The sequence below is a fragment of the Streptomyces ardesiacus genome, from assembly GCF_003112575.1.
Lineage (GTDB): Bacteria > Actinomycetota > Actinomycetes > Streptomycetales > Streptomycetaceae > Streptomyces > Streptomyces ardesiacus.
On sequence record NZ_BEWC01000011.1, the window covers coordinates 131,853 to 146,816 of the forward strand.

The 14,964-nt window shown below is 71.6% G+C and carries 9 protein-coding genes; 3 read left to right on the forward strand and 6 right to left on the reverse strand.

All coding sequences use genetic code 11. From position 1 onward, the window contains the following. The first annotated feature begins 95 nt into the window (after positions 1-95). On the forward strand, positions 96-3,974 hold the full coding sequence (locus Sdi02f_RS32560) for a bifunctional glycosyltransferase/CDP-glycerol:glycerophosphate glycerophosphotransferase (protein WP_438363752.1): 3,879 nt from the start codon (positions 96-98) through the stop codon (positions 3,972-3,974). An 80-nt stretch (positions 3,975-4,054) separates the two neighbouring features. On the opposite strand, the gene Sdi02f_RS32565 is transcribed toward Sdi02f_RS32560, so the two are convergent. Continuing rightward, complete coding sequence (locus Sdi02f_RS32565; protein ID WP_030404399.1) at positions 4,055-4,963, reverse strand: endonuclease/exonuclease/phosphatase family protein; 909 nt, start codon at positions 4,961-4,963, stop codon at positions 4,055-4,057. Positions 4,964-5,034: 71 nt separating this feature from the next. Here Sdi02f_RS32565 and Sdi02f_RS32570 point away from each other — a divergent pair, with 71 nt between their 5' ends. Further along, positions 5,035-6,519, forward strand: coding sequence for a hypothetical protein (locus Sdi02f_RS32570; RefSeq protein WP_031085481.1), 1,485 nt, complete (start codon positions 5,035-5,037; stop codon positions 6,517-6,519). A 45-nt stretch (positions 6,520-6,564) separates the two neighbouring features. Then, the gene (locus tag Sdi02f_RS32575; RefSeq protein WP_030404397.1) at positions 6,565-8,073 is read left to right on the forward strand and encodes a hypothetical protein; all 1,509 of its coding nucleotides are present in this window, start codon (positions 6,565-6,567) and stop codon (positions 8,071-8,073) included. Positions 8,074-8,136: 63 nt separating this feature from the next. On the opposite strand, the gene Sdi02f_RS32580 is transcribed toward Sdi02f_RS32575, so the two are convergent. The 5 genes from Sdi02f_RS32580 to Sdi02f_RS32600 form a co-directional block, all read right to left on the reverse strand. Then, positions 8,137-10,266, reverse strand: a complete 2,130-nt coding sequence (locus tag Sdi02f_RS32580) for a 3-hydroxyacyl-CoA dehydrogenase NAD-binding domain-containing protein (RefSeq protein WP_108934520.1) — start codon at positions 10,264-10,266, stop codon at positions 8,137-8,139. Continuing rightward, positions 10,263-11,480, reverse strand: a complete 1,218-nt coding sequence (locus tag Sdi02f_RS32585; RefSeq protein WP_030404395.1) for a thiolase family protein — start codon at positions 11,478-11,480, stop codon at positions 10,263-10,265. The genes Sdi02f_RS32580 and Sdi02f_RS32585 overlap by 4 nt, the downstream gene beginning before the upstream one ends. Positions 11,481-11,685: 205 nt before the next feature. After that, on the reverse strand, positions 11,686-12,972 hold the full coding sequence (locus Sdi02f_RS32590; RefSeq protein WP_030404394.1) for a ribonuclease D: 1,287 nt from the start codon (positions 12,970-12,972) through the stop codon (positions 11,686-11,688). Positions 12,973-13,160: 188 nt separating this feature from the next. Continuing rightward, a complete protein-coding gene (locus Sdi02f_RS32595; protein WP_003972894.1) occupies positions 13,161-13,823 on the reverse strand; it encodes a response regulator transcription factor in 663 nt (220 codons plus the stop codon). Between the two features lie 289 nt (positions 13,824-14,112). Then, positions 14,113-14,820, reverse strand: coding sequence for a DUF3000 domain-containing protein (locus Sdi02f_RS32600; RefSeq protein ID WP_108934521.1), 708 nt, complete (start codon positions 14,818-14,820; stop codon positions 14,113-14,115). Positions 14,821-14,964: the final 144 nt, after the last annotated feature.

Here is a 14,964-nt window from a genome sequence, read left to right on the forward strand (position 1 = left end):
TGAGGGGGCCGCGAGCCGACACCGGTCAGGGGTGGGGACGTCCAGTGCGGACTGATAGCAGCCCGCTGGGCGAAATGTCTTGGTAGGAGTACGAGTTGGTGGAACATCCGCGTCTGAGTATTGTCGTGCCCTTTCAGGACGTCGAGACCTACCTGGCCGAGTGCCTGGAGTCGATCGCACGGCAGTCCTTCCGCGACTTCGAGGTGATCCTCGTCGACGACGGCTCCACCGACGGCTCGTCACGCATCGCCGCCGACTTCTGCGCGGCCGACCCGCGGTTCCGCCTGATCCGCCAGGAGCCGCACGGCCCCGGGCACGCGCGCAACACGGGGCTGCGGGCCATGCACCCCCAGGGCGAGTTCCTCGCCTTCGTGGACGGCGACGACGTCATCCCCGAGTACGCCTACGGCCTGCTGGTGCGCACCCTGGAGGGGTCCGACTCGGACTTCGTGTCGGGCAACGTGCAGATGATGAACTCCACGAAGAAGTGGCAGTCACCGCTGCACAAGGGCCCGATGCAGAAGAACCGGCGCGGCACCCACATCACCAGGTTCGAGGCGCTGATCTACGACCGGACGGTCTGGAACAAGATGTTCCGGCGGTCCTTCTGGGACCACCACTACATCGCGTTCCCCGAGGGCGTCATGTACGAGGACTCCTGGGTCAACATGTACGCCCACTTCCGGGCCGCCAAGGTCGACGTGATCACCGACATCGTCTACTTCTGGCGCCGGCGCGAAGGCGGGGCCGCGCCGTCCATCACCCAGCGCCACACCGAACTGTCCAACCTGCGCGACCGGGTAGCGGCGGTGCAGTCGGTCAGCCGCTTCCTCGCGGACCGGCGCTCGCGCCAGTACGAGGAGAGCAAGCGCAAGTACGACATGGCCTGCCTGAAGTCCGACCTGATGCTGCACCTCAAGGTGCTGCCGGACGCGGACGACGAGTACCGCCAGTCGTTCATGCAGTGGGCCAACGAGTTCCTCGACGAGGCCGACCTCACCATCATCGACGAACTGCCCGCCGACGCCCGGGTCAAGTGGCTCCTGGTGCGCGAGTGGCGGCTGGCCGAGCTCCTGGAGGTCATCGAGTTCGAGCGCCGCGGCGGCCCGATGCCCGTGCAGCGCCGGTTCCACCGCTACCTGAAGTACCCCTACCTCGGCGACCGCGGCGTCGGGCTCGACAAGAAGGCGTTCCGGCTCGACAAGGAACTCTCCCTGCACGGCACGCTCGGCGGCGCCCGCTGGAGCACCAACGGCCACCTGCTGACCCTGACGGGGACCGCGTACGTGCGCTTCATCAACGTGCACAAGCGGCACATGTCGGTGAAGGCGATCGCCCTGCGGAACAAGAAGCAGGGGCGCATGGTGATCACCACGGCCAAGACCACCTACGCGCCCCAGGCCACCGAACACTCCAACCAGAATCGTTACTGCTACGACTGGGCCGGCTTCGAGGCCCGGATCGACACGACCCGTCTCAAGCGCAAGGGGCAGTGGGTCGAGGGGACCTGGGACGTGGCCACCGGTGTCCTCAGCCGCGGGCTGTTCCGGTACCGGGGCATCGACCGCGGCGGGGCCGGGACCGCGGCCAACCCCCCGTACCGCTACGTCGACAAGAACACCCGCATCCTCCCGCTCTTCCTCCAGGGCAAGCTGAAGCTCCGGGTCGAGGTCGTGCGCTGCCGGATCACCGCGCACCGCGTCGTCGGCGACCAACTGGAGCTGCGCGGCGTGTACCTCGGCCCGCGCGTGCCCGAGTGGGGCAAGCTGCGCGTCACCAGCCTGAGCGGCTCGGGGCAGCACGACGGCAAGGTCTACTTCACCGCGGGCGGCGACGGCTGGTGCACCTTCGCGGCCCGGCTTCCGCTGCGCTCGCTGGTGCCCTCCTTCCGGGCCGACGCCGACGCCGACGCGGACGTCCCGCAGTCCTGGAGCATGGGCAGCAACGGCTGGAAGACGACCCTCCACGTGGAGGGCCGCAAGATGACCATCTACCCGGTCATGGCCGAGGACACGCCGGACGGCCACTACCGCATGCCCGACGGGCTGCAGACCCGGGAGGGCGACCGCGAGGTCGTGGTCCACCGCAACGGCTCGGGCTACCTGGTGCTCTTCGAACGGGCCACCCTGCCCACGGCGACGGCGTTCACCTGGCGTGCCGACGGGATGCTGGAGATCCACGGCCAGTACCTGGCCGCCGACCGCCTGTCGGCGCAGGAGTACCGGGACGCGCACCTGGTGGTCCGCTCCCGGGCGCACGGCGCGGAACGCGAGATCCCGATCGAGTGGCACGGCAACGAGTTCCGCTGCCTCTTCTCCCCGGCCGCCATGCGGACCCTGGCCGGGGACATCCCGCTCGCGGCCGGCCGCTGGGACTTCTTCCTGCGCCGCCAGGACCTGTCGTCCGTGGCCAGGGAGGACCGCCTCGAAGACCTCATGGTCAAGATCGAGCAGGACCTCGTCCCCGCCTTCCCCGAGGAGTACGAGGAGAACGAGCGCCGCTACGAACTCCAGGCCGAGGCGTACGACCGGCTCTCCCTGCTGGTCCACTCGGCCATGCCCGACCACGCCCGCGGTCCCTACCGGCAGAAGCTGCTGCGCACCAAGGCGTACCCGGCGGCCCGCCGGCAGCGGGTGCGCCCCGCCGTCCTCTTCGACGCCTTCAAGGGCACCCAGTACTCGGACAGCCCCCGGGCCCTGCACGAGGAGCTGCTGCGGCGCGGCACCGACCTCGAGCACCTGTGGGTGGTGCGGGACGACCAGGTGGACGTGCCGGACACGGCGATCCCCATCCGCATGTGGTCGCCCGAATGGTACGAGGCCCTCGCCACCAGCAGGTACGTCGTCGCCAACAACCACCTCCCGGACTGGTTCCAGAAGCGGGAGGGCCAGATCGTCGTCCAGACCTGGCACGGCACCCCGCTGAAGAAGATCGGCCACGACATCGAGTCGATCCACTTCGCCGACCAGCGCTACCTGGAGCGGGTCGACAAGGAGGTGCAGAACTGGGACATGCTGGTGTCGCCCAACAGCTTCTCCACCCCCATCCTCCAGCGCGCCTTCGGCTTCCCCGGCGAGATGGTGGAGTCGGGCTACCCGCGCAACGACATCCTGCGGCTGCCCGGCACCGAGCAGCGCGAGCGCGAGATCCGGGCCCGGATCGGCCTGCCCGAGGGCAAGCGGGTCGTCATGTACGCCCCCACGTGGCGCGACGACCAGTACTACGCGCCCGGCAAGTACAAGCTCGACTTCCGCATCGACCTCGCCGACGCCCGCGCCAGGCTCGGCGAGGAGCACGTCCTGCTGGTCCGCCGCCACCCCAACGTCGTCGACCCGGTGCCGGGCGCGGGCGACGGCTTCGTCTTCGACGTCTCCGACTACCCGGACATGGCCGACCTCTCCCTGATCACCGACATCATGATCACGGACTACTCGTCCCTCATGTTCGACTTCGTCAACACCGGCCGCCCCATCCTCTTCTTCACCTACGACCTGGAGCACTACCGGGACACCCTGCGCGGCTTCTACTTCGACTTCGCCGGCAGCGCCCCGGGCCCCCTGCTGGACACCTCCGAGGTCCTGGTGTCGGCGGTGGAGCAGATCGACCGCGTCCAGGAGGCCTACGCCGAGCGGTACCGCTGGTTCCAGCGGGAGTTCTGCGACCTGGACGACGGCCACGCCTCCGCGCGCCTGGCCGACCGGATGCTCGTGGCGGGCGGGGACCTCGCGCCCGGGCAGGCCCTCGCGCCGGCCGTCGGCACCGTCGGCACCCGGCAGTCGGGACGCCCCATGACCCCGGTGCGGGGACGGACGAGCAGCTGGTTCTCCACGCCGCGCCGGCCGGTGCCCGCGCAGACCGCTCCCGCCCAGGCCGTGAACACGCCGGCCGCGCTTCCCGCACCGCCCGGCGCGGAGCACACCGCCGGCGCGTGGAGCGGGCCGGCGAGGACCGAGCAGCCGGCCTGCACCCCATGACCACGCCGTCGTCCGCGCGTCCGGCGCCCGGCCCGCACCACGCCCTTGGGGCGGAGGCCGGACGCCCGTCCCGCGTCGCCTCAGCGGACGGCCACCCGCATCAGCAGCGCCCGGTGGTCGGAGACCCCGGTGTCGCGCAGCGTGCACGCGGAGACGGGCAACCCGGTGAACAGGTAGTCGAGTTTGTGACCGGACACGTGCGTCGGCCGGGCCGACCGGTCCGCGGCGCCGCTCTGGTCGCACTCCCGGTACACGTCGTAGACGACGGACGGCCACACCCGGGAAGAGGGATTGCGCGCGCCCGGCGGGTTCAGGTTGAAGTCGCCGCCGAACACGACGCGCCGCCCCGGCACCGCCGCGACCAACGCCGTCAACTGGGCGTCCCGGTACTCCCGGCCGGGGTGCGCGCGGTCGGAGCCGGGCAGGCTGAGATGGGCGTTGCACACCCGGACGCCGACGGCCCCGACGTCCGCGCACAGGATGCCGCGCCGCACTCCGGCCACCGGCTGACGCGAGGGGACCTGCCGTACGGAGGACAGTGGGCGGTCCGAGAGGATCGCGATGCCCGCCGTGCCCAGGCCCCGCCCCTCGCAGTGGACCCTCCCCTCGTTCCCGGCGCCGGTGCGCCAGGTGTAGGGACGGAAGGCCAGCCGCCAGGAGCCGCCGAGCGCGGCGCGCACCGACTCGGCGTGCGTGGCGCAGGCCTCCTGGAGCAGCACGACATCGGCCCCGGCCCGCACGAGCCGTTCCACCGCCCGCCGTTTCGCCGCGGCCCCGCCGGTGTCCGCGCAACCCCACTGCCGGACGCCGCACATGTTCCAGGTGGCCACCGTCAGGGTGCTCGCGGAGTGGCGCAGCCGCGCGCTGTGCGTGACGGCCGGGCTCAGCAGCACGGCGAGGACGCCCGACACCACGAGCACCGCGACCAGGGCGGGCAGCCCGGGGCGGGGGCGACGGCGGGGTGTGGGCGGGGAAGCCGCGGGAGGCATCCCGACATCATGTCCGATCAGATGATTCGGAGCCAATCCGACGATCTGCCCCTGAGAGTGGAGTTCCGTACATGGCGAAAGCACCCACGAGCGGCCGGAAGGTGTTCAACGGGATCGAGGCGTCGGGGGCGTTCCCGGTCGAGTACCGGTTCTCGCACGCCAAGAGCGGCAACCGCCACCTCGTCGTGGTGTTCGCCAACTTCTCGGCACCCGAGGACTACGGCTGGTCCAACGGGGTCTTCGACAACGTGCGCGCCAACATCCTGTGGATCCGCGACCGCTTCGACGGCTCGAACGCCTACTACCTCTGCCGGAACATGGACTTCGGCCTGGCCGACTCGGTCCAGACGCTCATCTCGAACGTGACGCGGTCGCTCGGGCTCACGCCGGACCAGGTCACGCTGTGGGGCGGCTCCAAGGGCGGCAGCGCCGCACTCTACTTCGGGCTGCGGTACGGCTACCGGAACATCGTGGCGATCGTCCCGCAGTTCCTCGTCGGCGACGCCCTGGAGAAGCGGCATCCGAAGGTCTCCGCCTACATGCTCGGCGAGGGACCGCAGGCGCCGCACAACGCCCGCGTCCTGGACGCCCTCCTGCCCGACCTGGTGCGCGCCGGTGCCAACCCCGGGGCCAACATCTACGTGCTCTCCTCGCCGCAGGACGAGCACTACACCGTGCAGGTGGAGCCGTTCCTCGGGATGTTCCAGGGCTACGAGAACTTCAACTTCCTGTACAGCGAGTCCCCGACGATCACCGGCCACGCCACGGTGACGCGGCGCAACGTCCCGGCGCTGGTGGGTCTGCTGAACCTGCTGGCCGACGGCTACGCCCCGCGCCTCGGCTTCGTGCGGCACGCGGCCGAGGAGTTCGACCGCGACCAGTCGGACATCACCGCCTACCTCTCGGCCACCTCGAAGGTGCAGGACACCGACGCGTTCGCGCCCCCGGTGGTCACCGCGCCCGCCTACAACGGCGAACTCGCCGACACCGGCGTCCGCTTCGAGGGGCTGGCCCCGGGAGCGGTCCGGGTGAGCATGTGGAAGAACGGCAAGTTCGTGGCCTCGCCGGACGTGGCGGCCGACGGCACCTGGTCCTGGCAGTCGGCCAAGCCGTGGGCGACGGGCAAGCACGTGGTCAAGGTCTTCGCGGTGGACCCGGCGGGCTTCCACTCCAGCCGGGTCGAGGTGCCCTTCACGGTGGTGACCGCGCCCGCGACCGGCGCCGCCCCAGCCGTGCCCGCCCCGGCCGTGCCCGCCCCGCCCGTCGTCTCCGTGCCCGCGCCGCAGCAGCAGGTGGGCGCGTCCTTCGTCTTCCACGGCACCGCCCCGGGCGCGGTGCAGGTGGGCTTCCAGGAGAACGGCGTCTTCCTGGGCGCGGTGGCGGTCGCGCCGGACGGGCTCTGGAGCTGGGACCCGGGCTGGGCCTGGCCGGAGGGGCCGCACCTGGTGGAGGTCGTCGCGGTGGACGCGCACGGTGCGCAGTCCGCGCCCGGCCCGGCCGGCTTCACCGTCGCCGGCACCCTCGTGCCCGCCGGTCACCTCCCGCCGCGGTACTGAACCGACGGCCCCTTACGACGAACACCTCACGACTGGAAGCCACACATGCCGAACGCACCGTCGAAAGCGCGCGAGCTGCTCAGCGGGACCGACACCTCGGGCGCGTATCCCGTCGAGTACCGGTTCACCCACGGGAAGGGCGGGAACCGCCATCTCGTCGTCGTGTTCTCCAACTTCGGGGTGCCCGACGACTACGGCTGGTCGAACGGCGTCCTCAACCCGGTGCGGGCCAACATCCTCTGGATCCGCGACCGGTTCCGCGGCATGCGCAGCTACTACCTGTGCGAGGGGATGGACTTCTCCCTGGAGCAGTCCGTGATCGGTGTCATCTCCAAGGTGATGAACGCACTGGAACTGACCCCGGACCGCGTGACGCTGTGGGGCGGCTCCAAGGGCGGCAGCGCGGCACTCTACTTCGGCCTGCGCTACGGCTTCGGCAACATCGTCTCCATCGTCCCGCAGTTCCTGATCGGCACCTACGTGAAGACCGTGCACCCCAAGGTCGCCCGGTTCATGCTGGGAGAGGGGGTGCCGGAGGAGAACGTCAGGACGGTCGACGCGCTCCTGCCCGACCTGGTGCGCTCGGGCGTCGGCCGGCAGGCCAACATCTACCTGCTCTCCTCGCCGCAGGACGAGCAGTACAAGGAACAGGTGGAGCCGTTCCTCGGACTCTTCCAGGGATACGACAACTTCAACTTCATCTACAGCGAATCCCCGCACATCACCCGCCACTCGGACGTCACCCGGCGCAACGTCCCCTTCCTCATGGGACTCATCAACATGCTCGCCGACGGACTGCCCCCGCGGCTGGGCATGGTGCGCAACGGCTACGAGGAGCCGCAGCGGGACACCTCGGCCATCAAGACGTACCTGGCCGCCACCTCGACGGAGAGGCCCAGCTCCATCGCCATGCCGGTGGTGACCCACCCGGTGGCGGACTCCGAGGTGCCGGTGAACGGCGTGTACTTCACCGGGTCCGCACCCGGCGCCGTACGGGTGAGCCTGTGGGAGCACGGGAAGTTCCTGGGGTCGCCGGCCGTGGCCGCGGACGGCACCTGGTCCTGGCAGCGGGACAAGCCGTGGAGCAAGGGCAAGCACCTGGTGAAGGCCGTCGCGTGGGACCCGGAGGGACGCAAGACCAAGGGGACCGTCGTCCCGTTCACCGCCCTCGCCGCCGACGCGGCCCCCGGGGCGGGCGGGGCTGCGGCGCCGGGCGCGGCGCCGGTCGACGCGGGCTCCCCGCTCGGGGGGCTGCCCGCGCCGATGGTCCACTCCCCGGTGGCGTACGAACAGATGGCGACCCCGGCGGTGCGCTTCACCGGCCTGGCCCGGGGCGCCGCGCAGGTGGGGTTCCGGGCGGGCGGCACGCTGCTCGGCGGGACGCCCGTCGCGGCCGACGGACGCTGGGCCTGGGACCCGGGCTGGCCGTGGCAGGAGGGCCGGCACGCGGTGGAGGTGTTCGCGGTGGACGCCGTGGGGAACGAGTCACCCGCCACGCAGGTCCCCTTCGCCGTGGTCCACGCCCCCGCGGGCGCGACGCCGTACGGCTACTGACCCGGCCGAGACACGCGAAGGGCCCCCGCCGGACGGCGGGGGCCCTTCACCGGACTACGGGGACTACGCCGGGACCGACGCCACCCCCGCCTCCAGGAACGGCTTGCCGTTCACGCGCTCCGAGACGCCCTCGCGGTCCAGGTACGGCGTGATGCCGCCCAGGTGGAAGGGCCAGCCGGCGCCGGTGATCAGGCAGAGGTCGATGTCCTGGGCCTCGGCGACGACGCCCTCGTCGAGCATCAGGCCGATCTCCTGGGCCACCGCGTCCAGGACGCGGTCGCGGACCTGCTCCTCGGTCAGGACGGTGTCGCCCTGCTTGAGGAGGGCGGCGACCTCCGGGTCCAGTTCGGGCTTGCCGCTGTCGTAGACGTAGAAGCCGCGCTTGCCCGCCTCGACGACCGCCTTCAGGTTCGGGGAGACCGTGAAGCGCTCGGGGAAGGCCCGGTTGAGGGTCTCCGAGACGTGCAGGCCGATGGCCGGGCCGACCAGTTCGAGGAGGACCAGCGGGGACATCGGCAGGCCGAGGGGCTCCACCGCCTTCTCCGCCACCGGCACCGGGGTGCCCTCGTCGATGACGTTCTGGATCTCGCCCATGAAGCGGGTCAGGATGCGGTTCACGACGAACGCCGGGGCGTCCTTGACCAGGACCGCGGTCTTCTTCAGCTTCTTGGCGACGCCGAACGCCGTGGCCAGCGAGGCCTCGTCGGTCTGCTCGCCGCGGACGATCTCCAGCAGGGGGAGGACCGCGACCGGGTTGAAGAAGTGGAAGCCGACGACCCGCTCGGGGTGCTTCAGCTTCGACGCCATCTCCGAGACGGAGAGGGAGGAGGTGTTCGTCGCGAGGATCGCGTGCGCCGGGGCGACCGCCTCGACCTCCGCGAAGACCTTCTGCTTGACGCCCATCTCCTCGAAGACGGCCTCGATGACGAAGTCGGCGTCCGCGAAGCCCTCGGCCTTGTCCAGGACGCCGGTCACCAGGGCCTTGAGGCGGTTGGCCTTGTCCTGGTTGACGCGGCCCTTGCCGAGCAGCTTGTCGATCTCGGCGTGGACGTAGCCCACGCCCTTGTCGACGCGCTCCTGGTCGATGTCGGTCAGGACGACCGGCACCTCCAGGCGGCGCAGGAAGAGCAGCGCGAGCTGGCTCGCCATCAGGCCGGCGCCGACCACGCCCACCTTGCTGACCGGGCGGGCCAGCGACTTGTCCGGGGCGCCCGCGGGGCGCTTGCCGCGCTTCTGGACCAGGTTGAAGGCGTAGATGCCGGAGCGGAGTTCGCCGCCCATGATCAGGTCGGCGAGGGCCTGGTCCTCGGCGTCGTAACCCTGCTGGAGGTCGCCGTTCTTGGCGGCGGCGATGATGTCCAGCGCGCGGTAGGCGGCCGGGGCGGCGCCGTGCACCTTGCCGTCGGCGAGGAAGCGGCCCTTGGCGACGGCCTGGTCCCAGGCCTCGCCGCGGTCGACCACGGGACGCTCGACGACGATCTCGCCCTTGAGGACGGACGCCGTCCAGATCAGCGACTGCTCCAGGAAGTCGGCGCCCTCGAAGATCGCGTCCGCGATGCCGAGTTCGAAGACCTGCTTGCCCTTGAGCTGCCTGTTCTGGTTGAGGCTGTTCTCGATGATGACCGAGACGGCCTTGTCGGCGCCGATCAGGTTCGGCAGCAGCGTGCAGCCGCCCCAGCCGGGGACCAGGCCGAGGAAGACCTCGGGGAGCGAGAAGGCGGGGAGCGCCGCCGACACCGTGCGGTACGCGCAGTGCAGGCCGATCTCCACGCCGCCGCCCATCGCCGCGCCGTTGTAGTACGCGAAGGTCGGCACGGCCAGGTGCGCCAGCCGCTTGAAGACGTCGTGGCCGCCCTTGCCGATGGCCAGCGCGTCCTCGTGCCGCTTCAGCAGCTCGACGCCCTTGAGGTCGGCGCCGACCGCGAAGATGAACGGCTTGCCGGTGACGCCGACGCCGACGATGTCGCCGTCCGCGGCCTCCTTCTCGACCTGGTCGATCGCGGCGTCGATGTTCGCCAGCGACTGCGGGCCGAGCGTGGTCGGCTTGGTGTGGTCGTGGCCGTTGTCCAGGGTGATCAGCGCGAACCGGCCCGCGCCCAGGGGCAGGTCGAAGTGGCGTACGTGCGCCTGCGTGACGACCTCGCCCGGGAACAGCTCGGCCGCACCCTTCAGCAGCTCTGCGGTGGTGCTCACTTGTCCCCCTCGAAGTGCGGGTTCTCCCAGATGACCGTCGCGCCCATGCCGAAGCCGACGCACATGGTCGTCAGGCCGTAGCGGACCTCCGGCTGCTCCTCGAACTGGCGGGCGAGCTGCGTCATCAGCCGCACGCCGGAGGAGGCCAGCGGGTGGCCGAAGGCGATGGCGCCGCCGTACTGGTTGACGCGGGCGTCGTCGTCGGCGATGCCGTAGTGCTCCAGGAACGCGAGGACCTGGACGGCGAAGGCCTCGTTGATCTCGAACAGGCCGATGTCGGAGATCGACAGACCGGCCTGGGCCAGGGCCTTCTCCGTGGCCGGGATCGGGCCGTAGCCCATGACCTCGGGCTCGACGCCCGCGAAGGCGTAGGAGACCAGCCGCATCTTGACCGGCAGGCCGTTCTCGCGGGCGAAGTCCTCGCTCGCGATGATCGACGCGGTCGCGCCGTCGTTCAGACCGGCCGCGTTGCCGGCGGTGACCCGGCCGTGCACGCGGAACGGAGTCTTCAGGCCCGCCAGGTTCTCCAGCGTGGTGCCCGGGCGCATCGGCTCGTCGGCGGTGACCAGGCCCCAGCCCGTCTCGCCCGCCTCTTCGTTGGTCCGGCGCACCGAGACCGGCACCAGGTCGGCCTGGATCTGGCCGTTCGCGTAGGCCTTGGCGGCCTTCTCCTGCGAGCGCACGGCGTACTCGTCGGCGCGCCGCTTGGTGATGCTCGGGTAGCGGTCGTGCAGGTTCTCGGCGGTCATGCCCATGAACAGCGCGGACTCGTCGACCAGCTTCTCGCTGACGAACCGCGGGTTCGGGTCGACGCCCTCGCCCATCGGGTGGCGGCCCATGTGCTCGACACCGCCCGCGACGGCGACGTCGTACGCGCCGAAGGCGACCGATCCGGCCACCGTGGTGACGGCGGTCAGGGCGCCCGCGCACATGCGGTCGATGGAGTAGCCCGGGACCGAGGTGGGCAGGCCCGCCAGGATGCCGGCGGTGCGGCCGATGGTCAGGCCCTGGTCGCCGATCTGCGTGGTCGCGGCGACGGCGACCTCGTCGATCTTCTTGGGGTCGAGACCGGGGTTGCGGCGCAGCAGCTCCCGGATCGCCTTCACGACCAGGTCGTCGGCGCGGGTCTCGTGGTAGATGCCCTTCGGGCCCGCCTTGCCGAACGGGGTGCGGACGCCGTCGACGAAGACGACGTCCCTGACGGTACGAGGCACGATGGCTCTCCTCCAGGGTGCGGGATGGCACTGCTGCGGCACGCATGCACTGAGCGCGCGCTCAGCCCCATGCTACTTATGAGTAACGTAGCTGCCCAGTCCCCCCGGCCGGAGCGGCGAAGGTCACACCGCCCGTCACACCACCGGAGCACCGCCCGGCCGGGCATCCACCTCGGATTCCGGCCGGAAACCGCCGTCGCGCCGCCTACGCCCCCTCGCCGCTCAGCGCGGCGACCAGGACCGGTGTCACCTGCTCCACCTGCCAGGGGCGGGCCCCGTGCCCGGCGAGGGCCGCGCTCACGGACTCGGCGTCGACCGTCTCGGGCGGCTGCCAGCAGACCCGGCGCACGGTGTCCGGCGTGATCAGGTTCTCCTGGGGCATGTTCAGCCGCTCCGCCAGCGCCGTCACCCCCGCGCGTGCCGCGGTCAGCCGGGCCGCGGCGGCCGGGTCCTTGTCGGCCCAGGCCCGCGGCGGCGGGGGGCCGGTCACCGGCTGGCCGGGCTGCGGCAACTGGGACTCGGACAGCGCCCTGGCCCGGTCGACCGACATCTGCCACTGCTCCAGTTGCCGGCGGTTCACCCGCCCGAAGCCGTTCAGCGCGGCCAGCGCGTGCGCGTTGGGCGGCAGGGCGAGCGCGGCCTCGACGATGGCCGCGTCCCCGAGCACCTTGCCGGGGGAGACGTCCCGGCGCTGCGCGATCCGGTCCCGCGCCTGCCACAGCTCCCGCACCACGGCGAGCTGGCGGCGCCGGCGCACCTTGTGCATGCCGGACGTACGGCGCCACGGGTCCTTGCGCGGCTCGGCCGGCGGGGCCGACGCGATCGCGTCGAACTCCTGACGGGCCCACTCCAGCTTGCCCTGGCGGTCCAGCTCCTTCTCCAGGGCGTCCCGCAGGTCGACCAGCAGCTCGACGTCGAGCGCGGCGTAGCGCAGCCACGGCTCGGGCAGCGGGCGCGTGGACCAGTCGACGGCCGAGTGGCCCTTCTCCAGGACGAAACCCAGGACGTTCTCCACCATCGCGCCGAGACCGACGCGCGGGAACCCGGCGAGCCGCCCGGCCAGCTCGGTGTCGAAGATGCGGGCGGGGACCATCCCTATGTCCCGCAGGCACGGCAGGTCCTGGGTGGCGGCGTGCAGCACCCACTCCGCGTCGGCGAGCGCGGCGCCGAGACCGGAGAGGTCGGGGCAGGCCACCGGGTCGATCAGCGCCGTCCCCGCGCCCTCGCGGCGCAGTTGCACCAGGTACGCGCGCTGTCCGTAGCGGTACCCGGAGGCGCGCTCGGCGTCGACGGCGACGGGGCCGCTCCCGCCCGCGAAGGCGGCGGTCACCCCGGCGAGGGCGTCCGCGTCGGCGATCACCGGCGGAATGCCCTCGCGGGGTTCGAGCAAGGGGATCGGCGCCCGGCTCACAGAAGATCCGGCGTCGTCCGGAGGGGCGCCTCCGGTGGTTCGCAGTGGACGGTCTGCTGCGGTTTCGTGGGCGTCGGTCACCTGTCAAGGGTATCGGTGGATCGACGGCGCCCGCCGACGGAACGTTCCGTCGGCGGGCGCCGGGGGGTCGTAAACCAGTCAGGTCAGTGAATCATCGGCTTCATGAGCGGCGATTCCGGAGCGGTGGGGGAGATGAGGGAGGGGGAGGGGAGAGCGGGAACAAGGCGGGCTGAGGAACGGCCGGGCGGTCAGTGGATGATGCCCGTGCGCAGGGCCACCGCGACCATCCCGGCGCGGTCGCCCGTGCCGAGCTTGCGGGCGATGCGGGCCAGGTGGCTCTTGACGGTGAGGGCGGACAGGCCCATCGAGACGCCGATCGCCTTGTTCGACTGCCCCTCCGCCACCAGCCGCAGCACCTCGACCTCACGGCCGGAGAGCTCGCGGTAGCCGCCCGGGTGGCTCGGGGCGCCCGGGGGACGGCGGTGCAGACGGGCGGCGGCGGCGCCGATGGGGGCGGCGCCCGGCCGGGTGGGGAGCCCGACGTTGGTGCGGGTGCCGGTGACGACGTAGCCCTTCACGCCGCCGGCCAGGGCGTTGCGCACGGCGCCGATGTCGTCGGCGGCGGACAGGGCGAGCCCGTTGGGCCAGCCCGCGGCGCGGGTCTCCGACAGCAGGGTCAGGCCGGAGCCGTCGGGGAGATGGACGTCGGCGACGCAGATGTCGCGGGGGTTGCCGATGCGGGGACGAGCCTCCGCGACGGACGAGGCCTCGATGACGTCGCGCACACCGAGCGCCCACAGGTGGCGGGTGACGGTGGAACGGACGCGGGGGTCGGCCACGACCACCATGGCGGTCGGCTTGTTCGGGCGGTAGGCGACCAGGCTTGCAGGCTGCTCGAGGAGAACGGACACCAGGCCTCCTGGGGTGCGGGGACGGGGCCGGCTCATGGGGGAAGCCGGGACGAACCGTGCTTTCAAGGTCACAGTCGTCTTCGGCACCGAAGGCGTCCGCCTTTAGAGAATGATCACGATCTGGTGAGTAACAATCCGAGCAATTCGGACACGCTGTCGATCATTCGAAGATCGAACGGTTTCACACTTTGTCGATACGAGCCCGAAAGTGGCCGTGTCGACAAAGTGACGGAACCTCCTCCGGGCGTGCGGATCCCACGCCCGGACACAGGAACGGGAGCTGGTGCGCTCAGCGGGACTGCGGACCGCGCCGCTGAGGCAGCGTCACCACCGAGGCATCGCCCGGCGCGGCCGGCGGCAGGCCCGCGACCTGGGCCAGCAGGTCGCACCACGAGGCGAGGTGCGCCGCGGTGTCCGGCACACCGCCCAGGCCCTCGCGGGGGGTCCAGGACGCCCGGATCTCGATCTGCGAGGCGGACGGGCGGGCCGAGAGCCCTCCGAAGTAGTGGGAACTCGCACGCGTGACCGTGCCGCTGGGCTCGCCGTACGTCAGCCCGCGCGCCTGGAGCGCGCCGGTCAGCCAGGACCAGCACACGTCCGGCAGCAGCGGATCCGCCGCCATCTCCGGTTCCAGCTCCGCCCGCACCAGCGTCACCAGCCGGAAGGTGCCTTGCCAGGCGTCGTGCCCGGCCGGGTCGTGCAGGAGCACCAGCCGCCCGTCCGCCAGGTCCTCGTCGCCGTCGACGACCGCCGCCTCGAGCGCGTACGCGTGGGGCGCGAGCCGCTGCGGTGCGCGGGTCGCCTCCACCTCGATCTGCGGCCGCAGCCGCGCGGCGCGCAGCGCCTCCACGGCGGCCGTGAAGGCCGGCGGTACCGTGCTCCCACCGGTTCCGCCGGTTCCGTCGTGACTCCCCTTGTGCCGGGCCTCTTCCTCGGTCCCCCTCGCGTCGTCCATTCCGCCAGCGCCGTCCGACAGTCGTCCCTGAGCCGCAGCCATGCGGGGAACATTAAGCGGAACGGCGGCCCGGCGCAGGGAGGGACACCCGCGTGCGGGCGCGATGTCCGGAACGCGCGGTCCTGCGGGGCGTGCGGGAGCCTTCCCACCCGAGGTCCGGTGCGGTGCGGGGGGCATGCGAGACTT